Origin of the sequence: Burkholderia sp. Ax-1724 (assembly GCF_011752995.1) — a bacterium.
Classification (GTDB): Bacteria; Pseudomonadota; Gammaproteobacteria; order Burkholderiales; family Burkholderiaceae; genus Paraburkholderia.
The window spans coordinates 59,167-83,101 of sequence record NZ_VWWL01000014.1 but is presented as its reverse complement, the minus strand read 5'-3'; the positions used below and the strand labels follow the sequence as shown (position 1 = coordinate 83,101).

At 64.3% G+C, this 23,935-nt stretch carries 24 protein-coding genes and 1 pseudogene; 10 read left to right on the top strand and 15 right to left on the bottom strand.

The genetic code is table 11. From position 1 onward, the window contains the following. Nucleotides 1-39: 39 nt before the first annotated feature. From F3J19_RS17945 to F3J19_RS32680, 3 genes and pseudogenes are all read right to left on the bottom strand, one after another. Nucleotides 40-1,392 carry an MFS transporter gene (locus tag F3J19_RS17945; RefSeq protein ID WP_167043729.1) on the bottom strand — a complete coding sequence of 451 codons (1,353 nt, stop codon included), beginning with the start codon at nt 1,390-1,392 and terminating at the stop codon, nt 40-42. 81 nt (nt 1,393-1,473) lie between these two features. Beyond that, the gene (locus F3J19_RS17940) at nt 1,474-2,403 is read right to left on the bottom strand and encodes a shikimate dehydrogenase (RefSeq protein WP_167043727.1); all 930 of its coding nucleotides are present in this window, start codon (nt 2,401-2,403) and stop codon (nt 1,474-1,476) included. Continuing rightward, nucleotides 2,400-2,519 (bottom strand): annotated as a pseudogene (locus F3J19_RS32680) (3-dehydroquinate dehydratase); the annotation flags it as partial. The pseudogene F3J19_RS32680 and the gene F3J19_RS17940, both read right to left, overlap by 4 nt. A gap of 271 nt (nt 2,520-2,790) precedes the next feature. Between F3J19_RS32680 and F3J19_RS17930 the strand changes: the two are divergent. The 3 genes from F3J19_RS17930 to F3J19_RS17920 all read left to right on the top strand — a co-directional run bounded on the left by F3J19_RS17930 (nt 2,791) and on the right by F3J19_RS17920 (nt 5,799). Continuing rightward, entirely contained in the window at nt 2,791-4,680 is a 1,890-nt protein-coding gene (locus F3J19_RS17930; protein WP_167043725.1) for a sugar phosphate isomerase/epimerase and 4-hydroxyphenylpyruvate domain-containing protein, read from the top strand. 366 nt (nt 4,681-5,046) lie between these two features. Next, nucleotides 5,047-5,379 carry a hypothetical protein gene (locus tag F3J19_RS17925; RefSeq protein ID WP_167043723.1) on the top strand — a complete coding sequence of 111 codons (333 nt, stop codon included), beginning with the start codon at nt 5,047-5,049 and terminating at the stop codon, nt 5,377-5,379. Nucleotides 5,380-5,544: 165 nt separating this feature from the next. After that, nucleotides 5,545-5,799 (top strand): hypothetical protein, encoded by a 255-nt coding sequence (locus tag F3J19_RS17920; protein ID WP_167043721.1) that lies wholly within the window; start codon nt 5,545-5,547, stop codon nt 5,797-5,799. A 79-nt stretch (nt 5,800-5,878) separates the two neighbouring features. Here the strand turns inward: F3J19_RS17920 and F3J19_RS17915 are convergent, their stop codons facing one another. The 3 genes from F3J19_RS17915 to F3J19_RS17905 all read right to left on the bottom strand — a co-directional run bounded on the left by F3J19_RS17915 (nt 5,879) and on the right by F3J19_RS17905 (nt 8,109). Continuing rightward, complete coding sequence (locus tag F3J19_RS17915) at nt 5,879-6,208, bottom strand: hypothetical protein (protein WP_167043719.1); 330 nt, start codon at nt 6,206-6,208, stop codon at nt 5,879-5,881. A 16-nt stretch (nt 6,209-6,224) separates the two neighbouring features. After that, nucleotides 6,225-6,992: an AraC family transcriptional regulator gene (locus F3J19_RS17910; protein ID WP_167043962.1), complete on the bottom strand. Its 768-nt coding sequence runs from the start codon at nt 6,990-6,992 to the stop codon at nt 6,225-6,227. A gap of 349 nt (nt 6,993-7,341) precedes the next feature. Next, a complete protein-coding gene (locus F3J19_RS17905) occupies nt 7,342-8,109 on the bottom strand; it encodes a response regulator transcription factor (RefSeq protein ID WP_167043717.1) in 768 nt (255 codons plus the stop codon). Between the two features lie 298 nt (nt 8,110-8,407). On the opposite strand from F3J19_RS17905, the gene F3J19_RS17900 reads away from it, so the two are divergent. After that, nucleotides 8,408-9,895 carry an MFS transporter gene (locus tag F3J19_RS17900; RefSeq protein WP_167043715.1) on the top strand — a complete coding sequence of 496 codons (1,488 nt, stop codon included), beginning with the start codon at nt 8,408-8,410 and terminating at the stop codon, nt 9,893-9,895. A gap of 167 nt (nt 9,896-10,062) precedes the next feature. Here F3J19_RS17900 and F3J19_RS17895 read toward each other — a convergent pair whose 3' ends face one another. From F3J19_RS17895 to F3J19_RS17875, 5 genes are all read right to left on the bottom strand, one after another. Then, nucleotides 10,063-10,335 carry a hypothetical protein gene (locus tag F3J19_RS17895; RefSeq protein WP_167043713.1) on the bottom strand — a complete coding sequence of 91 codons (273 nt, stop codon included), beginning with the start codon at nt 10,333-10,335 and terminating at the stop codon, nt 10,063-10,065. Nucleotides 10,336-10,427: 92 nt separating this feature from the next. Next, nucleotides 10,428-10,862, bottom strand: coding sequence for a DoxX family protein (locus F3J19_RS17890; protein ID WP_167043711.1), 435 nt, complete (start codon nt 10,860-10,862; stop codon nt 10,428-10,430). Between the two features lie 183 nt (nt 10,863-11,045). After that, nucleotides 11,046-11,507 carry an RbsD/FucU domain-containing protein gene (locus tag F3J19_RS17885; RefSeq protein WP_167043709.1) on the bottom strand — a complete coding sequence of 154 codons (462 nt, stop codon included), beginning with the start codon at nt 11,505-11,507 and terminating at the stop codon, nt 11,046-11,048. 172 nt (nt 11,508-11,679) lie between these two features. Continuing rightward, nucleotides 11,680-11,973, bottom strand: a complete 294-nt coding sequence (locus F3J19_RS17880) for a hypothetical protein (RefSeq protein WP_167043707.1) — start codon at nt 11,971-11,973, stop codon at nt 11,680-11,682. A gap of 48 nt (nt 11,974-12,021) precedes the next feature. Continuing rightward, nucleotides 12,022-12,390 carry a nuclear transport factor 2 family protein gene (locus F3J19_RS17875; RefSeq protein ID WP_167043705.1) on the bottom strand — a complete coding sequence of 123 codons (369 nt, stop codon included), beginning with the start codon at nt 12,388-12,390 and terminating at the stop codon, nt 12,022-12,024. A 290-nt stretch (nt 12,391-12,680) separates the two neighbouring features. On the opposite strand from F3J19_RS17875, the gene F3J19_RS17870 reads away from it, so the two are divergent. The 6 genes from F3J19_RS17870 (at nt 12,681) to flhC (ending at nt 16,067) form a co-directional block, all read left to right on the top strand. Then, entirely contained in the window at nt 12,681-13,052 is a 372-nt protein-coding gene (locus F3J19_RS17870; protein WP_167043703.1) for a type II toxin-antitoxin system RelE/ParE family toxin, read from the top strand. Next, nucleotides 13,049-13,351, top strand: a complete 303-nt coding sequence (locus F3J19_RS17865) for an addiction module antidote protein (RefSeq protein WP_167043701.1) — start codon at nt 13,049-13,051, stop codon at nt 13,349-13,351. Before F3J19_RS17870 ends, F3J19_RS17865 begins: the two co-directional genes overlap by 4 nt. 190 nt (nt 13,352-13,541) lie before the next feature. Further along, nucleotides 13,542-14,417, top strand: a complete 876-nt coding sequence (locus tag F3J19_RS17860; RefSeq protein ID WP_167043700.1) for a helix-turn-helix transcriptional regulator — start codon at nt 13,542-13,544, stop codon at nt 14,415-14,417. Nucleotides 14,418-14,425: 8 nt separating this feature from the next. Then, nucleotides 14,426-14,566: a hypothetical protein gene (locus tag F3J19_RS17855; protein WP_167043698.1), complete on the top strand. Its 141-nt coding sequence runs from the start codon at nt 14,426-14,428 to the stop codon at nt 14,564-14,566. A gap of 596 nt (nt 14,567-15,162) precedes the next feature. Beyond that, entirely contained in the window at nt 15,163-15,483 is a 321-nt protein-coding gene (gene flhD / locus F3J19_RS17850) for a flagellar transcriptional regulator FlhD (protein ID WP_167043696.1), read from the top strand. Between the two features lie 14 nt (nt 15,484-15,497). Next, nucleotides 15,498-16,067, top strand: coding sequence for a flagellar transcriptional regulator FlhC (flhC, locus tag F3J19_RS17845; RefSeq protein WP_167043694.1), 570 nt, complete (start codon nt 15,498-15,500; stop codon nt 16,065-16,067). Between the two features lie 172 nt (nt 16,068-16,239). On the opposite strand, the gene F3J19_RS17840 is transcribed toward flhC, so the two are convergent. The 4 genes from F3J19_RS17840 to F3J19_RS17825 all read right to left on the bottom strand — a co-directional run bounded on the left by F3J19_RS17840 (nt 16,240) and on the right by F3J19_RS17825 (nt 23,924). Beyond that, a complete protein-coding gene (locus F3J19_RS17840) occupies nt 16,240-17,568 on the bottom strand; it encodes an Nramp family divalent metal transporter (RefSeq protein WP_167043692.1) in 1,329 nt (442 codons plus the stop codon). 59 nt (nt 17,569-17,627) lie between these two features. After that, nucleotides 17,628-18,806 (bottom strand): acyl-CoA dehydrogenase family protein, encoded by a 1,179-nt coding sequence (locus F3J19_RS17835; protein ID WP_345891051.1) that lies wholly within the window; start codon nt 18,804-18,806, stop codon nt 17,628-17,630. A gap of 230 nt (nt 18,807-19,036) precedes the next feature. Next, the gene (locus tag F3J19_RS17830) at nt 19,037-20,725 is read right to left on the bottom strand and encodes an efflux transporter outer membrane subunit (RefSeq protein WP_167043688.1); all 1,689 of its coding nucleotides are present in this window, start codon (nt 20,723-20,725) and stop codon (nt 19,037-19,039) included. A 13-nt stretch (nt 20,726-20,738) separates the two neighbouring features. Beyond that, nucleotides 20,739-23,924 (bottom strand): efflux RND transporter permease subunit, encoded by a 3,186-nt coding sequence (locus F3J19_RS17825; protein WP_167043686.1) that lies wholly within the window; start codon nt 23,922-23,924, stop codon nt 20,739-20,741. Nucleotides 23,925-23,935 lie beyond the last annotated feature (11 nt).

The window sequence follows — 23,935 nt, the reverse complement described above, 5'->3', positions numbered from 1 at the left end:
CGCCGTTATCTCTCACGGCGGCTCGACCCTGGTGGGTGCTTAATCCGCCAGCACGATCCGCTTGATATCCCCGACCACGAAGATATACGACAGCGCCCCCACCAGCGCGATCACGCCGATAAACACGAGCGCGCCGACGAACGAACCGGTCGCGGCAACGATGAGCCCGACCACGAGCGGCGTCACGATACCCGCAAGGTTAGCGGCAAAGTTGAAGATGCCGCCGGTCACGCCAAGCAGCCCTTCGGGCGCGATGTCCGAGACGAGCGTCCAGCCGAGCGCCGCCATTCCCTGCGCGAAAAACGCCACCGACAGAATTGCGATCACCACGACGTTGCTCTCGACATAGTTCGCGAGAATGATCGTCGAGGCGAGCAGCAGGCCGGCGATGATCGGCAGCTTGCGCGCGACGTTCGGCGACTTGCCGCGGCGCAGCAGCCAGTCGGAGAACACGCCGCCGAACATCACGCCGATCGACGCCGCGATAAACGGCATGATCGCGAAGAAGCCGATCTTCAGCCACGCCATATGACGCTCGGTAGCGAGGTAGGTCGGGAACCAGGTAAGGAAGAACACGAGCGTCGAATTGCCGGCGAACTGGCCGAGACAGATGCCGGTCAATTGCCGATGCTTGAGCAACTGCCCGATCGTGCGCCATTCGAAACTACGCTTCGGCGCGGCCGCCCCGGCATCGCCATCGAGTTTCGTCAGGCCGCCGCCCGCCTCGATATAGTCCAGCTCGGCCTGATTCACCGACGGATGATCGTGCGGCTCGCGGTACAGCAGCCACCACACCACGCCGAACACGATACCGACGCCGCCGACCACGAGGAAGAGCGAGCGCCAGCCGAACGCGCCCATCAGCATGAACAGGAACGGGCTGAAAAACGCGAGGCCGATATATTCGCCGACCGTGTAGGTGCCGGTCGCCATCGCGCGTTCGCTCTGCGGGAACCATGTGGCGACCACTCGGCTATTGGTCGGAAAGCACGGCGATTCCGACACGCCAAGGCCGAGACGGAACGCGAACAGCGCGCCGATGCCATGCACGAGGCCCTGCGCGAGCGTGCAGAGCGACCAGAACGTCATCGACAGAAAGTAAGTGATCTTGCTGCCGAAGCGGTCGAGAAACAGACCGCCCGGAATCTGCGCGGCCACGTAGCTCCACGAGAACACGGAAAACAGCAGCCCCATCAGCGCGGCGTTGATGCCGAGTTCCTTCGTCAGCTGCGGCGCCGCGATGCCGAGCACCGTGCGGTCGAGATAATTGATCATCGTGCCGACGGCGAGCAGCGCGAGGATCTTGTAGCGGGCCTTCGAGCGGCGCCCGGTGCCCGTCACGCCGTTCTGAAGCGGCGTACTGGTTGAACTGGATTGAATCGGTTGCGACATATCGTGCTGCTCTCCTCAAGCAGAGTGTGCCCGGCCATACGCTGCCGGTCGGCGGCCCTCGGCGGGCGGACTCAGGGACGCTCAGGGACGCCCGAGCAACGACTGGAAGTGCGTGTAGACGCGCTCGGCGTCGGGCTCGAGCCCTGTGAAAATGCGCATCGCGTCGACGGCCTGGTAGACCGCCATGCCGCCGCCGCTCAGCGTGCGGCAGCCGAGCGCTTCGGCCGCCTGCAGAAGCGCGGTGCGAATCGGGAAATAGACGATGTCGGCGACCCACAGGTCGCGGTGCAGCAATTCGGCCGGCAGCGGCAGGCCCGGCATCTTGGCCATGCCGGTCGGCGTGGCGTGAATCAGCCCTTGCGCGGCAGCCAGAGACTCCGCGAGCGAGGCGCCCGCGCTGACCTTCGCCGCGGGGAAGCGCTTCTGCAATTCGTCGGCGAGCGACTGCGCGCGGCTTGCGTCGACGTCGAACAGCGTCAGCGCTTGCGTGCCCATGTTGAGCGCCGCATGCGCGACCGCCGCGCCCGCCCCGCCCGCGCCGAGTTGCACGACGCGTTCGAGCGACACGTCCGGCAGGCCGCGCTGGAACGCGCGCGCGAAACCGGACCAGTCGGTGTTGTGGCCGATGCGCTTGCCGTCCTTGAACAGCACGGTGTTGACCGCGCCGAGCGCGCGCGCGTCGTCGGAGAGTTCGTCGAGCAGCGGGATGACAGCCTGCTTGCACGGATACGTAATGTTCAGGCCGTTGTAACCCATGCGTTCGGCGGCCGTCAGCAATTCAGGCAGCGCGGCGGCGTCGAGCTTCAGCGCTTCGAGATCGATACGGCGATACACATAGTGCAGGCCGAGCTTGCTGCCCTCTTCCTCGTGCATCGCGGGCGTGAGCGAACCGCTGATGCCCGCGCCGATCAGGCCGACCAGGTACGAGTGGCCGGTTGCGCGCAAGCTCGCCTGCGAGTTCGCCATCGCAGCGATCTGCGCGGCCGTACGAGTGTTCTCTTGAGTGTTCATGTTGTCGCCCTATCCTTAAGAATCGTCGCCATCCGCTCGGGAGCGAGCACATAGCCCTGAGTGCCGCAACCGGCGATGAGCGCGTCCGCCATCGCCGGCACCGACGAATGATGGCGGCGCCCGAGGCGCCTTTTCGACGCGTAGCGAAGTGTGCGCGCATCGGCCGTCGCCGTCATTCGGGGTTTCTACGAATTTGTACCATCTAGTTAGTTCGGATAGACTGTCGAAACTCGCGGTTAGTGTGGCGTATTCTTGCCTGTGTCCTGCCGGCGTGCATAATGAACCGACTCGTTTTGCGCGCCGCAACATAGCGGTCGGAAGACGCGTCCCGTACTGTTTCGCCGCTCATCCTTCCCCATCGTTTGTCCGTTTTTGCCGGAGCCGTTCATGCAACGTTCGATTGCCACCGTGTCGATTAGCGGCACCCTCGTCGAGAAGCTGAGCGCGATCCGCGCGGCCGGTTTCGAAGGCGTGGAAATCTTCGAGAATGACCTGCTGTATTTCGACGGCTCGCCCGCCGACGTGCGCCGCATCGCCGCGGACCTCGGCCTGAAGATCATGCTGTTCCAGCCGTTTCGCGACTTCGACGGCGTCAGCCCCGAGAGGCTCGCGCGCAATCTCGAACGCGCGAAACGCAAGTTCGAGGTCATGCACGAACTCGGCACGGACCGCATTCTCGTATGCAGCAACGTGTCGCCGGAAACGATCTGCGACGACGCGCTGATGATCGACCAGCTCGGCGCGCTCGCCCGCGCGGCCGAGGAGGCCGGTGTGATCGCCGGCTACGAGGCGCTCGCGTGGGGCAAGCACGTGAGCACGTACCGTCACGCGTGGAAGCTCGTCGACGCGGTCGATCATCCGAACCTCGGGCTCGTGCTCGACAGTTTCCATACGCTGTCGCTGAACGACACGGTCGACGCGATTGCCGACATTCCGGGCGAGCGCATCGCGTTCGTGCAGATCGCCGACGCGCCGAAGCTCGCGATGGACGTGATCGAATGGAGCCGCCACTACCGCTGCTTCCCCGGCCAGGGCGACCTCGATGTCGCGAACTTCACCGCGCAGGTCGTCAAGTCCGGCTACCAGGGCCCGCTGTCGCTCGAGATTTTCAACGACGGTTTCCGCGCCGCCCCCACCACGATCACGGCCGCCGACGGCCACCGCTCGCTGCTGTTCCTCGAAGAGCAGACCCGCGCGCTGCTGGAAGAACAGCAGGCGTCGGGCAAGACCGGCGATCTGTACCAGTCGCCGGCCGCCCCCGCGCACGTCGGCTATCAGTTCCTCGAATTCGCGGTCGACCACACCACGCGCACGCAGCTCGCCGACTGGCTCGGCAAGCTGCGCTTCCGTCAGGCCGGCCAGCATCGCTCGAAAGACGTGACGCTGTACCAGCACGGCGCGGCGTCGATCGTGCTGAACGCCGAGCCCGACTCGTTCGCCAACGCGTTCTTCCAGCAGCACGGTCTGTCGCTGTGCGCGTCGGCGTTTCGCGTCGACAACGCGAAACAGGCGTTCGAGCGCGCGGCCGGCTTCGGCTACGCGCCGTTCTCCGGCCAGATCGGCCCGAACGAGCGCGTGTTGCCCGCGGTGCAGGGGCCGGACAGCAGCCTCAACTATTTCGTCGACGAAACGCCGGATCAACCCACGCTGTTCGAAGCCGACTTCATCCTGACCGACATCAACGGCCCGACCGAGGTGGGTCCGCTCACGCGCATCGATCACGTGTGCCTGTCGGTGCCGGCCAACTCGCTCGATACGTGGGTGTTGTTCCTGCGCACCGCGTTCGGCTTTCAGGCCGAGCCCGGCGTGCTCGTGCCCGATCCGTACGGACTCGTGCGCAGCCGCGCGCTGCGCAGCCGCGACGGCTCGGTGCGGATCGCACTCAATGCGTCGGTGGACCGTCATACGGCGGTGGCCGAGGCGCTGCACACGTACCACGGCTCCGGCCTGAACCACGTCGCGTTCAGCACCGGCGACATCTTCAGCGCGATTCCCGAGTTCGTCGCCAACGGCGTGCCGGTGCTGCGCATCCCGCGCAACTACTACGACGATCTCGAAGCCCGCTATGCGCTGTCCGACACGCTGCTCGAAGCGATGCGCGCGAACAATATCCTCTACGACCGCGACGAGCGCGGCGGCGAGTTTTTCCATGCATACACGGAACAGCTCGACCAGCGCTTTTTCCTCGAAATCGTCGAGCGGCGCGGCGGTTATGACGGCTATGGCGCGGCCAATGCGGCGGTGCGGCTCGCCGCGCAGGCGCAGCGGCGGAAGTAAGCCAGGTGAAAGCGCGGTGCGGGCCTGTTGTTCTCGCGGGTTGCCGCGCCGCCGCCAGGGCGTGCTTCGGTCGAAGAAGGTGACTGACTGAACGGTCGGCCGCCCGAAAGCATCCGTTGCGAAATGGATGCTTTCGGGCCACCTCCACCCGCGCGGCGATGGCGGCTGGCTGTACCTCCTCTCTCTTTTCTCTTCTGTCGGGCAAGCTCTCCGTTCTCTGGCACGCCGCGTGCGTCTCCAACCGAAGCCCATTCGCCGCCTCGATATAATGGCGCCTGTTTTGCGACCTGGCCTGTGCGCCGTGCATTCCGCGCGGCGCGGCAGCCGGTGCGCCAGCCGAAACACTGAATCAACGCCTGGAGAGATATGAAGAAGTTCGCCGTCGCCCTGTCCCTTCCGCTGCTCGTCAGCGCTTGCGCGTATTTCCAGAAAAATCCGGATGCCGGCGAGCCCGTCACGGACACCACGACACAGCGCTCCGTCGACGACGTCGTCTCCTGCCTGACGCAGATCGCTAACCATCACAACGCCGCATTCAAGTCGACGGAGATTCCGCAGGGTCAGATGCTCGATTTCGGCGACTCGAACATCATCAAGGTACGCAGCGACAACGGCGCGACGACTTACCGTTTCTATGCGGGCAAGCGTCACGTCAGCAATCTGTGGCTCGAAGCGGCGGGCAAGACCTGCGCCCCATAAGGGTTGACGGGCGGTTTGCGCGGTGCGCACAGGAAGTTCCGGGCGCCGGAATTCGCTTTATTGCAACGTTCATGTCACGGTGTTACAGGACAATGGTGTCTTAAGAATCGTTTAAGACTTCGTCATCATGATCCCCCGGACATGATCCAGCACGAGGTGCGCTCCATGAACCAGCCCGAACCGAACATCAACGAAACACCGGCCAAACGGCCTACCATCCTGCGCCGTCTGCTGAGTCACCATGAACTGGCAACGTTGCTGCTGCTGTTGCACGCACCGATCGACGCATCCGCGAAACCCGAAATTCCGCAGCTTTACGAAGCCGGTCTCGTCGAAACGATTGCGAACGACGCCGGCGCCGCACACATCCGCCTGACGCCCGAGGGCAATGCGGTTTTGCGAGGGCTCGGGGTCAAGTAACAACAGCGCGCGAGGCGTCGCAATCCATTTGAGGCCGCGTCAACGTTTATCGTCGACGCGGCCTTTTCCATTTTGCCCCTCAAGCCTGCCACACCCCATACCCCGCTTCGCGCAGCCCGATCGCCAGTTCCACCTCCATATCCTGCGCGCCGCGATAAGGCATCGGATTGAACACCTCGTACAACTCGGGCAGCAGACGCAGCCCGTAATCGCGCACGTAGCGATTGGCCTGAATGCCGGCCTTGTGGCGATCGAAACGCAGATCGGGGTCGAGCCCCGTCATGCCGACATAGACGCACGGCTTGTCAAACCGGTAATCGGGATTCGCGCGGCGAAAGCGCGCCTCGTTCCAGACGGTGTCGTCGAGCGCGACGACGTACACGTAATAGTGGTGTCCGCGACGGGCCATGGGCGTGAGGCGCGGTTCAGCCGCGCAGCGTGCCGTGCAGCAACATCCGGTATTCGGTCGGCGTGACGCCGACCGTCGCCTTGAATTGCCGCGTGAACGCGCTGTGATCGGTGTAGCCGCAACGCGCGGCGACGTCCGTAACCTTGTCGTGCGACACCAGCAGCGCGGTCGCCGCGTCGAGCCGCGTCTTCAGCAACACCTGGCGTGGCGTCAGATGAAACACCTTGTGAAAATAGCGCTCCAGTTGCGCGACCGACATATTGGCCAGCGCCGCCAGTTGCTTCAGATTCAGCGGCTGTACGTAGTTTTCCTGGATCGACTGCACGACCGCGGCAAGGCGGCTGTAGGCCGGATGGCTGCTTTCGCCGGTCTTCAGATCGCGCGAAATGCCGGCGAGCCCGACAACCTTGCCGGTGGCGTCGCGCAGCGGCTGCTTGCAGGTCAGGCACCAGCCCGGCGTCCGCCCCGGGTACAGAGGCAATTCGAGCTGGTCGAGCATCTGGGCGCCAACGTCGATAATCGCCTTGTCCTGCGCGGTATAGACGCGCCCGAAGCGGCGCGGGAATACGTCCTCGGCAGTCTTGCCGAGCAGCGCGGCCTTCTCCTTGAAGCCGCAGCGCGAGGCAAGCGTGCGGTTGACGAGCGTGTAACGCGCCGCGGCGTCCTTCACGAAGAAAACGACGTCCGGCATCGCATCGAACACCGGCTCGAGCAATCTGAAGTGCGACAGCATGCCGGACAAGATCGTGTCGTCCGGTTCGAGCGAATAAGCCAGCGTGTCGATCATGCGGGTTCCGTTGGTCCGTACCTCGTTGAATGCGTTCAGGACGCGTTCGCGAGTCGCTGCGCCGGCACGGCCGAAGCAGTTTGCATATTCGGCCGATTATAGAACCGCGCGCCGCCCGGCAAACTCGCGAAGCCCAGCAGCGAGTCGTTCGTCACGGCGATAGGTCGATCAAGGCGCCGTGGGCACCGGTGACCTCCCGCGCGATCGACGCGTCGCGTCGACGCACGGCTCAGGCTAGGCTTGGCCAAGCCGGACCACCGCTTTCGCAGAAGCCACGGCAAGGTCAGACGCGAATTTCAGCACGAACTACCCCGCCGCATACGAGCCGCCATTTGAAGCCAAACCCTCAAACCGCTTCGACCAGCGCCAGCGCGAATGCCGCCGTGCGCGCGACCTCGCCCGCCACTTCGGCGCTGGCCACCTCCTCGCGCACACCCATCAGCCGATAACCGCTGCGATACACGGGCTGCAAGCTAAAACCATTGCGCCGCTCGATCTCGAGCAACTGACGCAGCCGCGACACGTGGCTATCGATCGTGCGAGTCAGATCGTTCAGTTCGCGGCCCCAGACTATTGCGTAGATATGGTCGCGCGACATCACCCAGCCGATGTTGGAGAAGAACAGCGCGGCGAGGTCGAACTGCGTGGGTGACAGCGGCACCCGCTTGCCACGCAGCATGACCTGCTTGCCGACGGTGTCGAAGCGGTAAGGACCGCGCTCGAAGCTCGCCGCCGCACGACGGCGCTCGGGATAAACGCGCCGCACCAGCGCCGCGACGCGCGCGCGAAATTCCTCAGGACGTAACGGCAACGTGACGTAGTCGTCCGCGCCGTCGACAAGCGCGCGCACCATGCTTTGCTCCGATGCGTCGCGCGACACGAACATGATCGGCACGCGCTCGCCGGCGGCTTTGCGCACCGAGTGCAGCAGCTCCGCGCCGAAAGGCCGTGTGCCCTGCCAGTCGAGCACCAGCAGATCCACCGTGGAACGGGTGAGCGCCTTCGAGATACCAAGGTTGTCGCGATATACCGTGCAGAAGTAACCGGAGCTTGCGAGAACCCGCTCGATCAACTCGCGCACGACCGGGTCGTGCTGAAAAACGGCGACGCGCATGAAATGGACTCCCGAGAAGCGAACTCGAACCATTCTCGGACGTGGCCGCCTTCGCTCCCATAGGAGCACTCCTAATTTGCGTCTGCCGCGGCACGGTTGCGTCGATCTCCATGAAAAAGCCGTTGCGGCGGCTTTCAATCGAGCCGGTCAGTCTGATTAAACGCGTCCGGAGAAGGCCAGCTTTCATCGCGCAAAGCCGCACCGGTTTCAGTCGCCTAAGCCGCCCACGGCAACCACCGCATCCATACTTCACGCCGCGCCGAAGCATGGCGCGCCACATCTGGCTTACGATGCAGCCATGAACTCAAGTACCCGTCCCCTCTCGCCCGCTCCTGGCCGCGTTCTCGCGACGGTCAGCGTCGGCTTCGTCGTCACGCAGCTCGACGTGACCATCGTCAATATCGCGCTGCCGCGCATCGGTGCGGACCTGCAGGCGAATGTCGCGGGCCTGCAATGGGTCGTCGATGCCTATACGCTCGCGTTCGCGGTGCTGATGCTGTCGGCGGGCGCGCTCGGCGACCGCTTCGGCGCGCGACGCATGTACGCGGCCGGAATCGTGCTGTTCGCGCTCGCATCGCTCGCCTGCGGGCTTGCGCTCGACGCAACCATGCTGGTCGGCGCGCGCGCCCTGCAAGGCATCGGCGCCGCCGCGATGCTGCCGAATTCCCTCGCGTTGCTCAATCAGTCGTACGGACACGACCCCAGGCTGCGAGCACGCGCGGTCGGCCTGTGGACCGCGTCCGGCGCGATTTCGATTGCGGCGGGGCCGGTTGCGGGCGGTTTGCTGATCGCCGCGTTCGGCTGGCGCAGCATTTTCCTCGTCAATCTGCCGATCTGCGCGGCGGGCCTGCTCGCGACGCTGCGCTGGATACCGCGTCCGCAAGCCACGCGTGCCGCCACGCCACCTGAAGCGCGGACCGCGGTCGGCGGCAGCGCTAACACCAACGCCGCGCCGCGCGGTGTCGACCTCGGCGGCCAGTGTCTCGCGATCGTCGCGCTGACCGCGTTCGTCGCCGCCGTGATCGAATGGCGGCCGCTCGGCCTCGCTCACCCGATCGTGGCCGGCGGCTTCGTTCTCGCACTCGTCGCGGCGGGCGCCTTCGTGTTCGTCGAGCGGCGCGTCGCGAACCCGATGCTGCCGCTGTCGCTATTCGGCAAGCGCACGTTCAGCGCGGCGGTGCTGTTCGGCATCTGCGTAAACTTCACGTACTACGGGATGGTGTTCGTGCTGAGCCTTTATCTGCAACGCGTGCGCGCTTACACGCCGTTGCAGGCGGGACTCGCGTTCCTGCCGCTGACGGGGGGCTTCCTGATTTCGAACGTGGCGAGCGGCTGGGTGGTCGGGCGCTTCGGCGTGCGCGTGCCGATGATTCTCGGCGCGATTACGGCCGGCCTCGGCTACGGCCTGCTTCATTTCGTCGATGCCACCACGCCGCTCGCCGGCCTGCTGGTGCCGTTCCTGCTGATTCCGTCGGGCATGGGACTCGCGGTGCCGGCGATGACCACCGCCGTGCTCGCATCGACCGAAGCGAAACGCGCGGGCACGGCGTCGGCGGTCCTGAACACGGCGCGACAGGCCGGTGGCGCGGTGGGCGTGGCCGCCTTCGGTGCGCTCGCGGGCGGCGCGGCCGCGACCCAGATCGTCCTCGGGATGCAGATGGCGACTGCCCTCTCGGTAGCGCTGCTGGCGCTGGGCGGGATACTCGCATGCCTCGTGCATCCGGAGCCGCATGCGGCGGCACAGACCGTGCGCGAAGCTCGCACGCGACGGATGAGCGAAGGGTAAGCAAAAGGTGAACGAATCGGACAAAGCGAACGAATCGCGTTGATGAAAAACAAACCCCCGCGCTGCACAACGCAGCGCGGGGGTTTTTTGACATGCAGGCGTGACCGCCTGAACCGATACGTGAGCAACCACCTGAGCAACGCGCGCCGCCGCACCGCCAGCATCGCCTAAAGCGCCCCCTCCTGAATCGTGCCGGTGTCGACCGCGCGTTCGATCAAGCCTTCGTTGCGCGCCTTGGCGATCGCATCGGCAATCAGCTTTTCCGGCTCGGCGATTCCCGCCTTCAGCGTGCCGATGAATCCCGATGCATCCAGAACCACCAGCGTCTTCGCCGAATCGGCGAAGCTGATGATCACGCGATGCGGCGTCGGCCCTTCGCCCAGGCTCGCGCACAATTGCGTGAGCTTGCCGCCAATCATCTGCTCGAAGTTCTGAATCATGATGTGCTCCCTTGATAGCCGCGGAATGAGGCGCGTGCTACGGAATGCGTGCCGTGTCGAAACGTGCCGCGCCGGTTGCCGATGGCGCTGCCTCAAAGCCCGCCGAGCCCGCCGCGTGGAGCGCGCGCCCCATCGATGCTCATCCGCCCCGCGCCGGTCACGAACAGCAGCAGGAAGCCGCCCGCGATACCGATGTTCTTCCAGAAGTGGATCACCATGTCGTGTTGCACTGCCGGATCGGTGACGTTCCAGAAATCGTGGCCGAGCACCGCGGTGACGATCGTGTACGCGGCCATGAACAGCGCGAGCGGCCGGATCTTGAAACCAACGACGAGCAGCAGGCCGCCGAGCACTTCGACCGCCGTCGCAATGGGCGCGGCGATCTGCACGAACGGCACGCCTTTCGAATGCAGGTAGCCGACAAAGCCCGCATAGCCCAGCAGCTTCATCGCCCCGCTCCACAGGAACAGCACGGAAAGGGCAAGACGGGCGATGAAGATGATGCCGTAATCGACGGGACGCGACATAGGGGGCTCCTGTAATTGAATAAGCAGCAGACCCGAATGGGCTGCCGCAGTTCCCGGCCTCGCCCCTGAGCATATGTGCAACGACCGCCTTTTCCAAGTGCCCGATGGGGCCGCGCGCTCGCCTTCACGAATAGGTGACGATCTCGACCCGATGGCCATCCGGACCCAGGCAATCCGCCGGCTTCATCCCGCCGCGTCCGGCGCGAGCAGCACGCCCTTCGTGAACACGAAGCAGCCATAGCCGCGCGCCTCGCCGGTTGCGATCACGCAATAGGCCTCGCGCGCCCGCTCGTAAAACGCAAACCGTTCGATCGACGCGAACGGCACCTCGCGCCCTTCCGCCGTGTTGACCTCGGCCTGCGCTTCGCGCTGCACCGCGGGGATCGTGTGCGGCTCGCCGACGACTTCCATGCGCGACGCGGGATGATCGACAAAGGTGTCGAGCGGCAGCACCGACAACACCGCGCGAATCGCGCGCGGCGAACTCACGCCGTCGAGACGCAATGGCCTGCCGAGCACGGTATCGCACGCGACCGACCCGGCCGGAAAGTTCGCGTCGCAAATGACGAGCTCGTCGCCGTGGCCCATCGAGCGCAGCGCATGCAGTATGTCGGCGTTCAGCAGCGGGTCCAGATTCTTCAGCACGGTATCTCCTTGTGGTGCGGTTGATGGCAGCGGTTGATGGCTTGCGGTTCGGGCTGGCGCGCGATGTTTTCCGCACGGGCTTTCCCCGCGCGGCGACGATCGATTGTAGCAAGCCATGCCGGCCACTCCCGTGCGGTGTGGCCGCCCGCGAGTGCGCGCATCGGGTACGCCGTCACCGGCATGCTTGTCGCTCATCCGGCCTCATCCAACCGCCGCCTTGCGTAGTACGCACAGCCGCGCTTGCGCCGCACTGCCAACGCAGCCACCCGACCATCGCCAGCAGCACGAGCCCCGCTCCACTCAGCACCGGTTCGCGCCAGCCGAGCAATGCGATGAACGTGAACGCCCGCGCGCCGGCGAGCAGCGCAAAGCCGGCGATCGCGCCTGATAGCGCGTCAGCGGCACCCGACACGCGCGCGAACGCGTGGTCGACCGTGACAGACATGGCGGCTACGGACTCGCGCATGATCGTCTCCGTGAAAAATGCGGCTGGTTGGACTATCTATCGGCAGCGTCAGGCGGCGCCCGGAGCTTCGTCGAGGAAGCCCGTGACCGCCAGCAGGCGACCGTGCGCATCCACCACGCCGAAGTCGGAACCCTTGACGATCGCTTCGCCCGCCGGCGTCGTCAGCGCCCACGAGAAACGCAGCCGGTTCGCGAAGCCGTCGACGTCGGTCGTGCGGCGAAACGTGTGATGCGGAAAACGCTCGTGCACCGCGCGGATCATCGCGTCGATACCGTCGTGCCCGGCGCCGGCGAGCAGCGGGTCGCGATAGTCGGCATCGGCGCTCCACGTCGCGGCGATCAGTTCGCGGCGGCGTGTGCCATCGGTCTCGTTCCAGGTATCGAAATAGCGGTCGATCAGATCGGTATGCGCATTCATCCCAAGCTCCTTGATTGGCAGGACTGAGCACTCCGCTCGGCACACGCGTCGTATGCGGCGGGCTCGGTTTGAAGATTGAACGAGCGCGTGAGCAGCGTCGATTACGTCACAGGTAAGCAGACGTCTGCAACGTCATCCCGTGCAGCGATTTTTTCGTCGCATTAGCCATTTGGCCGAGTCGTCAGAACGCGTAAGGACCGCTAACCTCGTGGGACGAATGGAGGCCGCGCGGCACTTGCGCGCGGTGTGGGAGTAACGAACAGGGGCACGGCACGAACCGTTTTATTGATATGTTTTCCACGCTTGCAAATAAGTATCCCAAAGGATACGATCTATACCAGATCGCAACACCACCCACGTACACGGTCAACTGCACCGAAGAATTCGACCATTGGCTCGACGGACTCACAGACCTGCGAGCCAAGGCAAAAATTCTCGTGCGTATCCGGCGCGCGGAACGCGGGTATTTCGGCGACGTCAAGTTTCTGGAAGAAGGGGTGTTCGAGATGCGCATCGACTGTGGCCCGGGGTATCGGGTCTACTACGCGCGCGAAGGGCGCACGGTGTATCTGCTGCTGTGCGGCGGCAACAAATCCACGCAGAAGGCAGACATCAAACATGCCCGAACAATGTGGGAAGCCATCAGAAGGGAACGATCATGAGCAAGATCAAAACGGCACGATTCGATGCCTCGCGCTACCTCGACAGCGACGCAATGGTCGCTGCATATCTGAACGCCGCGCTTGCCGAAAGCAATGCCGACGCGCTGCTCGCCGCCATCGCCGATGTCGCCAAATCGCGCGGCATCACCCGAATCGCGGCGGACGCGGGGCTCGGTCGCGAAAGCCTCTACAAGACACTTGCGCCCGGCTCCAAACCGCGCATGGACACGGTGCTCAAACTGCTGCGCGCACTCAACATCCGGCTTAGCGCTGAGCCCGCGAATGCGGTGGCTGCGTGATCGGGGTTCCGCGTTTTTTGCGTTGTGCCCCCGCACTGCCATATCGGCACGCCGGGTCTGCCGTATTGCCATGCACGCTCGAGGAGATCGGTCGGAAGCCGGCAGGACTGCGAGTATCGACGATTGAAACTGGCCGCACGTTACCTCTCAGGTCATGGTTTGCTCGCGCGCTTTGACTATGATCGGAGACATGAACACGCTCTCTCTTGCACAAACGGCTGCTTCACCCGCGTCGCTACCCAGTCGCACCGTTGGCAATCTGCTGCGCGAATGGCGTCAGCGGCGACGCATGAGCCAGTTGCTGCTTGCCACCGAAGCCGAAATTTCAACCCGGCATCTGAGCTTCGTCGAATCGGGCCGCGCGCTGCCGAGCCGCGAAATGGTCATGCACCTGGCCGAACGGCTCGACGTACCGTTGCGGGCACGCAATGCGCTGCTCGTCGCAGCGGGCTACGCACCGTTATTTCGTGAGCGCCCGCTTTCCGATCCGCAACTCGCCGCCGCACGCGAAGCCGTCGAACTGGTACTCAAGGGACACGAGCCCTACCCCGCGCTCGCAATCGACCGGCACTGGACCATCGTCGCGGCCAACAACGCACTTGCGCCACTATTGAGCGGTGCCAGTCCCGAGTTGCTGAAGCCGCCGGTCAACGCGCTGCGCTTGAGCCTGCATCCGCAGGGCATTGCGTCGTCTATCGTCAATTGGCATGCGTGGCGCGAGCACATACTGGCCCGCCTGCAACGGCAAATCGACGTCAGCGGCGACGATGCGCTGGGCGCGCTACGCGACGAGTTGGCCGCCTATCCCGCACCACCGGATGCGGACGCGGCAGCCCCAGACGACACCGCCCTCAATCAGATAGCGGTGCCGTTGAGGCTGCGCACTTCGATCGGCGTGCTGTCGTTTCTCAGCACGACCACGGTATTCGGTACGCCAGTGGATGTCACGCTGTCGGAACTCGCCATCGAGGCGTTCTTTCCCGCGGATCAGCAAACTACGCTGGCATTGCGCGAATTTGCATCGACCCGGCCGGCGCACGAAGGCCGAGGGATAAACGCCGGGTAGGTAACCCGATGCTCGGCTACTACGGCGTCCGCCTCGCCCATGGCGGCAATATCGGCACCTATTGGAGCACCGTCGCGTCAGACAGCTTCCACAGCGCGCTCCGCCTCACCGCAGCCTTCGCCGGCTACGTTCCCGGCACACGTCAATAGCGTCTCTTCGGCCCCGACACCAACCCCGTCCGACATCCCCGCAGGTAGCCCCCTCCCGCAAAACTGTCGCCTCAACGTTACAAATGTGGTCCGGCAGCGCCGCGTTTGTAACTGAGGCCACATCATCCTGTTACACATTTGATCGAACCCTATTCAACATACAAAAGCCGTATTTATTACCGCCCATTAGTTATTCTTTCTATTGCCTTTCCAAACCAAATCCAATTCGCCGTTCGCGGCCGATCGTAATCATTTGCCACGTCAATTAAGCCAGAGGCCCTCCCTGCAAGGTTTCCACCGATTTTCCTCGGATTTCGGATAGTCGAAGATTCGCCGTGCATCGTTCATTACAGTAGCGTGAAAGAGTTACCGGAAATCGATTCTTTTTCTGAGATATTTTTTCAGGAAGGGATTGCTTTCTGGTTTTACACTTCATACAATTCGTCCCAAGCTGTTACGAAATGTAACGCTATGTATCAAAAATTCGCAGTCTGTATCAGGCAGTGACATGTAGCCGGGGGGAATCGCCGGCGAGGCAGAAAAGACATAACGGCTAAAAGCCGACATAGTAATTCGGGGCTTCGGAAACAGAGAAAATGGACCGTAGCAGCGAGACGCTGGATTCTATCCGCGAGATCAACTTGTCTTACATCATGCTTGCGCAGCGTATGTTGCGTGAGGACAAACCGGTCGGCATGTTCCGGCTAGGGTTGTCGTCGGAATTGGCTGATTTGCTGGCCGGGCTGTCGCTCGCGCAGATCGTCAAGCTGGCCTCTTCCGAGCAGCTGTTGTGCTTCTTCCGCTTCAACGACCACTCGATGCTGTCAGCGTTGACGCAAACGACGAAGCACGCAGCCGTCGCGCCGACCCACGCGGCTATCCTGCTCGCAGGCCAGCCCGCCGAGCAGTTTGCTTGATCGAGGTAACTGCAATGCTCAAGCGAAGCCTCACTGAAGACGCGCAGGAAGTATTCCGCGCGATCGCGCTGATCGAACTCGGCGCGCGCATGCAGGTGCTCGAAAGCGAGCTGACGCTCTCGCGCGACCGCATGATCCGCCTGTACCGCGAGGTCAAGGGCGTGTCGCCGCCCAAGGGCATGCTGCCGTTTTCGGCGGACTGGTACATGACGTGGCTCGCGAACATTCATGCATCGCTGTTCTACAACACCTACCTGTTCCTCAAGAACGAAGCGCGCTGCTCGCATCTGGACGCACTGACCAAGGGGTATCGGCTGTATCTCGAACACTGCCAGCACAGCGAGACCGAACCGGTGCTGGACCTGACGCGCGCATGGACGCTCGTGCGTTTCTTCGACGCCGACATTCTGCAGCTGACCCCATGCTGCCGCTGCTCGGGCAAGTTTGTCGCGCATAAGCACGACCTGCAGCATAACGTCGTATGCGGTGCGTGCCAGCCGCCGTCGCGGGCCGGCAAGACCAAGAAAGCAGCAGCAGCCCGCCAGGAAGCGCTCGAAGCAGCGCAGGTCGCTCAGGCCGCCTGAATACATTGAATCGATCCGAGGAGACGGGGCCAGTCGATTCGAATCGAAGCCTATAAGAAAGAAGAGTCCGCAGAGTCGAACCGGCTATGCGGATTTTTTTTCGCCGTCACCGTCATCAATGACAACGGCAACGCCAACGGCCCTGCCGTTCAACCCTGCATGACTGCCGCGATCAGCCGGCAAGCCCGACCGTCTGCACAACGAGCCACAGATTCGCCGCGCTGATCGCCACGAACAGCGTCCACGCGAGCAGCCGCGTCGGCAGTCTGTTGGCGAATTCGCCCATCAGCGAGCGATCGTTCGTCATGCGAATCAGCGGATAGAGCGCGAACGGCAATTGCAGGCTCAGCACGACCTGGCTCGCGACGAGCAGTTGGCCGACCGCACCGTTGCCGAGCATCCGCACGCCGATCAGCGCGGGAATCAGCGCGAGCGCGCGCGTGATGAAGCGCCGCTGCCAGCACGGAATCTTCATCTTCAGGAAGCCTTCCATGATGACCTGCCCCGCCACCGTGCCGGTAAAGGTCGAGCTCTGTCCCGATGCGAGCAGCGTGATCGCGAACAGCAGCGCCGCGAAGCCGGTGCCGACGATCGGCGCGAGCAGCCGGTAGGCATCCTCGATCTGCGTGACGGCCTGGTGGCCGGTCGCGTGAAACGCCGCGGCGGCCAGTATCAGGATCGCCATGTTAATGAGCGCCGCGAGCACGAGCGACACGATCGTATCGATGCGCGACAGGCTGATCGCCGAACGGATGCCGGCCGAGTCGCGCTTCACCGCGCGCGTTTGTACGATCGACGAATGCAGATACAGGTTATGCGGCATCACCGTCGCGCCGAGGATGCCGATCGCGAGATACATCGGCTCGCGCGAACTGAGCGCCTGCCACGACGGAATCAGCCCATGCGCGACCGACGGCCAATGCGGCCCGACGAGCGCCAGCTCGATGATATAGCCGACACCGATCGTCGCGATCAGCCCGAGCATGATCGCTTCGAGGTCGCGAAAATTCTTGCCCTTGAGGCCGAGCACGATCAGCGTATCGAACGCGGTCAGCAACACGCCGGTGGTCAGCGAGCAATTGAACAGCAGATGGAACGCGAGCGCGCCGCCGAGCACCTCGGCGAGATCGCACGCGATGATCGACAGTTCCGCGAGCAGCCATTGCACGCGCGCGACGCGCGGCGAGTAGCGCGCGCTCGACAGTTGCGCGAGGTCGCGTCCGGTGGCGATGCCGAGCCGCATGCTCAGACATTGCAGCGCCATCGCCGCGAGGCTCGACAGCAGCACGACGAACAGCAGGCTGTAGCCGTAGCGTGATCCGGCTTCGATCGCCGTGGCCCAGTTGCCCGGGTCCATATAGCCGATCGAAACCAGCAGACCGGGCCCCGCGAATTGCAGGATCTTTTTCCAGAACGGCGCTTGCGCCGGGACGGCCACTGAGCCCTGCACCTCGGACGGGCAGAACGGCGCGGTGGCGGTAGTCGGTAATTTGAAGAACAAGCCGGGAATCTCTTGAGGGGAATCGACGCGACGCCCCACGCGGGCGGTCGCAAACGGCCTCAAGTGTACAAAGAAACCTCGGGCAGCGTGCCGTTTAGCGCGTAGCGGCCGACGTCGCGCACGCGATAGTCGAGCGGATCGTGCAGCGTATGCACGCGCGCGTTGCGCCAGAAGCGGTCGAGCGCAAGCGACGCATGCGTCGCGCGGGCACCGCAGGCGTCGAACAGCTTTTCGCCGACGTCGAGCGCCGCGCGGTGCGCCACGACCTTCGCTTCCGACGTCACGAGCGCCACCCGCGCGCGCGTGCCGGCTTCGAGCGACGCGCCCTGCCGCCACGCCTCGTCGAGCGCGTTCGCGGCACGCACGGCCAGCGCTTCCGCACTGACCGCCTGGATATGCATTTCGCCGAAACGCTGGATCAGATACGGATCGTCGGTGGCCTGGCTCACGCCGGACGCGATCCACGGCCGGCCATGCTCATGCACGTACGCGCGCGCCGCGTCGAGCGCGCCCTGCGCGAGGCCGACAAACAGATTGGTCAGCACCTGTTGCGAGATCAGCGTGCGCAAACTCGCATACGGCGTGTCGGGCCGCACCAGCACTTCGTCGGGCGCGACACGGACCCGCGCGAACGACACGCTGCCGCTGTCGGTCTGACGCTGGCCGATCGGATTCCAGTCGTCGTGCACGGCAATGCCCGCGCGCTCGGTCGGCACCACGGCGAACACCGGCTTGCCGGTGACGGGATCGTGCGCGGACACGGTCATCATCTGCGAGCCGCGCGTGCCGGAGCAAAAGCCTTTCTGGCCGTCGAGCAGATAGCCGCCGTCCCCGGTTGCCGTTGCAACGAGCCGCGTATCGAGCGGATTGACCGCATTGCCCCACCACCAGCGATGTTCGACGCTGCCTCGCAGATAGTGCGCGCGTTGCTGCGGATTGCCCCACACGTCGAGGCTCACGATTTGCAGGCAGGTGAAGCCGAGCAGATGCGCGAGCGCGCTGTCGACGCGCGCGAGTTGGCGAATCACATCGTAGATGTCGGACCAGCCTGCGCCCGCGCCGCCGAATTCGCGCGGCACGGCGAGCGTGAGCAGTCCCGCATCGGCGATCCACTGTTTTTCCCGCGCGGCATGGCCGCCTTCGCGATCGCGCTGCGCGGCGCTGGCACGCAGCGCCTGGAGCAACGCCGTCAGGTCGCGCGCGGGCTGCGCCTGTTGAGGTTCGCGAATCTGCTCGATGCCGTCACGCACGAAAGTCACTGGCTTGCCCTAGAGTAGTCGATGGTTGCATCCGGACGATCATAGAGAGCCGTGCATGCGAGGTCTACGAAGCGATTGGCAGAAGGAAAGCGCGAAAAACGATTTGGACGCAAAAACGCCGGGCGGCGCTTTTGCGCGGCCCGGCGTTGGTAATGCCTTTGGTGATGCGACCGTTGACGGCGTTGAGCCTCAACCGGTCGAACAACCGGTTAGCGCTTCGCCACCTGCTGCTGCGCCGGAACGGAGACGGCCTCAGACGCGGAGTTCGACGAAGCAGAGGGCAAAGCAGCGAGCGAAGCCGCCGCAGCGCCAGAAGCCCCGGCAGGAACCGCATCCGCTGGCACCGGAGCCGCCCCCACCGCGGTATCGTCCGCTTTCACATCGCCCCAGCCGCCGCCCAACGCACGAATCAGATTCACCGTCGCCACCGCCTGCGTGCCCGCCAGATGGCTCGCCTGCAATTGCGACAGCAGCACCTGGCGCTCGCCGTCGATCACGTCGAGATAGCTGACCGCACCTTCGGTGTACTGCGTACGCGACAGATGCGCGGCCCGTTGCGAGGCGTCGACCGCATTGTTCTGCTCGCGCATCTGATCGTCGAGCAGGCGCAGATCGGCGAGATTGTCCTCGACCTCGCGGAACGCCACGAGCACCTGCTGACGATACTGCGCGACGTCCTCGTCATACTTCGAGCGCGCCTGCGCGAGGTTGGCCTTGCGGCGCCCGCCGTCGAAGATCGGCAGCGTCAACGCGGTGCCCGCGAACGGCCCGAGAATGAACGCGCGGCTCGACCACATGAACAGATCGCCGAGCGTCGCCGATTCGAAACCGAACGCGCCGGTGATATCGAGCTTCGGGAAGAACGCCGACTTCGCAAGCCCGACGCGCGCGTTCGCGGCCTGCATCGCACGTTCGGCCGCCGCGATATCGGGGCGCCGTTCGAGCAGCGCCGACGGCAAACCGGCCGGCACGCGCACCGTTACCGGCACGAGCGGTGCTTCGGCAAACGAAAAATCGGCGGGCGGCTTGCCGAGCAGAATCGCAAGGCTATGCTCCGAGGCCGCCCGCTGACGCGCGACGCCCACCGCATCGGCACGCGCGCTCGCCAGTTCGTTGCGGGCGCGCGCAAGGTCGAGTTCGCTGATGTCGCCTTCCTTGAAGCGCCGCTCGACGAGCTTCAGCGCGTCCTCGCGCAATGCGACGGTGCGGCGATACAGGTCCTGGTCCGTATCGAGTTCGCGCAACAGGAAGTAGTTCTGCGCGACGTCGGCCTGCAACGACAACTGCACCGAACGGAACAGCGCTTCGCTTTGCTGCTCGTCGGCGCGCGACGCGTTCACGTTCGAGCCGACCCGCCCGAACAGATCCGCCTCGTACGACGCGCCCATCTGCGCGCGCCAGATCGTGCCGGTCGTGCCGCCCACGCTGTCCGGCTGGAATTGCGACGCCGCCGACGCCCGCTCGCGCGTCGGGCCGAAGCCCGCGTCGAACTTCGGAAACCAGTCGGACTTCGCCGCCTGCGTCACCGCGCGCGCCTGCTGCACGCGCGCCGCCGCGGCCTTCAGATCCTGATTCGCGGCGGCGGCCTGCGCTTCGAGCGCGTCGAGTTGCGAGTCGCCGAACACCTTCCACCATTCGCCGCGCAATGCGTCGTCGGACGGTTGAGCGGGCTTCCATGTGCCGGCGTTCTGTGCCGATGCATCGGTGGCGCCCGAGGCCGCCGCTGCCGGCGCGGCCGTTACCGCCGGCGCTTCCTTGAACGCGGCCGGCGCATCGACATCCGGCCGCTTGTACACGGGCTCCAGCGAGCACGCCGCCAGCAGCGCGACCAGCAAACCGCTTGCCGCCGCGCGGCCCCAGCCGCTCAAAGAGGCAAAGCGAGATTCAAAGCGTTTCATTATTGTTTTCTCCTCAGGCGTCCGTGACGGCCGTGCCATAGCGCGGCGAGTCCTTCTGCGCGACGTGGATCGTCCCACCCGCGAGCGAACGCAGCACCACATAAAACACCGGCGTCAGCATCAGGCCGAACAGCGTGACGCCGAGCATGCCGAAGAACACCGCGATACCCATCGCGTGACGCATCTCCGAGCCCGCGCCGCTCGACAGCACCAGCGGCACCACGCCCATGATGAAGGCGATCGACGTCATCAAAATCGGCCGCAACCGCAAGCGGCTTGCCTCGATCGCCGCCGCGAGCGGCGTGCGTCCATCGTGTTCGAGTTCGCGCGCGAATTCGACGATCAGGATCGCGTTCTTCGCCGACAGACCCACCAGCACCATCAAGCCGATCTGCGTGAAGATGTTGTTGTCGCCGCCGGTGAGCCACACGCCGGTCAGCGCGGACAGCACGCTCATCGGCACGATCAGGATCACCGCGAGCGGCAGCGTCAGGCTTTCGTACAGCGCCGCAAGCACGAGGAACACGAGCAGCACGCTGATCGGGAACACCCACATGCCCGCATTGCCGGCGAGAATCTGCTGATACGTGAGGTCGGTCCATTCGAGCTTCACGCCGCGCGGCAGCACTTCGGCCGCCACGCGTTCGGCCGCGGCCTGGGCCTGCCCCGACGAATAGCCGGGCGCCGGGCCGCCGTTGATGTCGGCCGCGGTATAGCCGTTGTAGCGCACCACCATCTCCGGGCCGTATGTCGGCGTCACCGTGACCAGCGACGAGAGCGGCACCATCTCACCCGAAGCATTGCGCGTCTTCAGTTGCAGGATGTCGTCGGCACGTTGACGGAACGGCGCATCCGCCTGCACCCGCACCTGATACACGCGGCCGAAGCGGTTGAAGTCGTTCACGTAGAGCGAGCCCAGATAGATCTGCATCGTGTCGAACACGTCGGTGACCGGCACGCCGAGCTGCTTGGCCTTCACGCGATCGAGATCGACGTTCAGTTGCGGCACGTTGATCTGATAGCTCGAGAACGTCGGGCCGAGTTCAGGCGTCTGCGCCGCGCGCTTCACGAATGCTTCCGCCGCCTTGTTGAGTTCGGCGTAACCGACCGCCCCGTGATCTTCGAGCTGCATCTTGAAGCCGCCGAGCGTGCCGAGGCCGAGCACCGGCGGCGGCGGGAACACCGCGACGAACGAGTCCTTGATCGCGCCATACTGCTGGTTCAGCGCGCCGGCAATCGCACCGGCCGAGAGCTTCCTGCTGCCACGCTGCTTGAACGGCTTCAGCGTGACGAACACGATGCCCGCGCTCGAACTATTCGTGAAGCCATTCACCGACAAACCGGGGAACGCCACCGCACTTTCGACGCCCGGCTGCTTCAGCGCGATCGCGCTCATGTCGCGAATCACCTTCTCGGTGCGATCGAGCGATGCACCGTTCGGCAGCTGCGCGAACGCGATCAGATACTCCTTGTCCTGCGCGGGCACGAAGCCGCCCGGCACCACGCGCGCCATCAAGACGGTCGCGCCGAGCAGGATCGCGTACACCACGAGCATCGCGCCCTTGCGGCGCAACACCCCGGTCACGCCACGGCCATAGGCTTCCGAACCGCGATGAAAGACCTTGTTGAAGCGCTTGAAGAAGCCGCCGAGCACACGATTCATCACGCGCGTCAGCCAGTCTTCCTTCGCGCCGTGGCCGCGCAACAGCAACGCGGACAGGGCCGGCGACAAGGTCAGCGAATTGAACGCCGAGATCACCGTCGAGATCGCGATAGTCATGGCGAACTGCTTGTAGAACTGGCCCGTGAGACCCGTCATGAACGCGAGCGGCACGAACACGGCAACAAGTGTCAGCGCAATTGCGATGATCGGCCCGCTCACTTCGCGCATCGCCTTGTAGGTCGCATCGCGCGCACTGAGCCCGCTTTCGATGTTGCGCTCGACGTTCTCCACCACCACGATCGCGTCGTCGACCACGATACCGATCGCGAGCACCATGCCGAACAGCGAGAGCGCGTTGATCGAAAAACCGAATGCCAGCAGCAGCGAGAACGTACCGACGATCGACACCGGCACCGCGATCAACGGAATGATCGACGCACGCCATGTCTGCAGAAACACGATCACGACGATCACAACGAGTGCGATTGCTTCGAGCAGCGTGTGGATCACCGCCTCGATACTCGAACGCACGAATTGCGTCGGGTCATAGACGATCCGGTATTCGACGCCGGCCGGCATGTCTGCGGAGAGTTCCTTCATCGCCGCGCGCACCTGTTCGGAAATCGCAAGCGAGTTCGCGCCGGGCGCCTGGTTGATGGCCAGTGCAACGGCGGGCTTGTTGTCGAGCAGCGAACGCAGGCCGTATTCCGACGCCGCAAGTTCGATACGCGCGATATCGCGCAGATACGTCACGCCGCCATCGGGCGCGGTCTTCACGATGATGTCGCCGAATTCGCTCTCGGTCTTCAAACGGCCGCGCGCATTCACCGACAACTGCAACTGCGTGCCCGGCACCGACGGCGATGCGCCGATCACGCCGGCCGCCACCTGAATGTTCTGCTCGCGAATCGCATTGACGACTTCGGTCGCGGTCAGCCCGCGCTGCGCGACTTTCTGCGGATCGAGCCAGATACGCATGGCGTAGTCGCCCGAACCCCACAACTGCACTTCGCCGACGCCCTGAATCCGCGCGAGCCGATCCTTCACGTTGAGCAGCGCGTAATTGCGCAGATACGTCATGTCGTAGCGGTCGTTCGGCGAGATCAGATGCACGACCATCGTCAGCGTCGGCGAGCTTTTGATCGTCGTCACGCCGAGCCGCTGCACGTCTTCGGGCAGACGCGGCAGCGCCTGGTTGACGCGGTTCTGCACCAGCTGCGTCGCGAGGTCGGGATTGGTGCCGAGCTTGAACGTCACGGTGAGCGTCAGATTGCCGTCGCTATTCGCCTGCGACTGCATATACAGCATGTTTTCGACGCCGTTGATCTGCTCTTCGAGCGGCGCGGCGACCGCCTCGGCAATCACTTTCGGATTCGCACCCGGATACTGCGCATGCACCACCACCGACGGCGGCACCACTTCCGGATACTCGGAAATAGGCAGCTTGAACAGCGAGATGATGCCCCCGAGCAGGATCAATACCGATAGCACGCCTGCAAAGATCGGGCGATCGATGAAGAATTTGGATATGTTCATGGGAAGCTCTT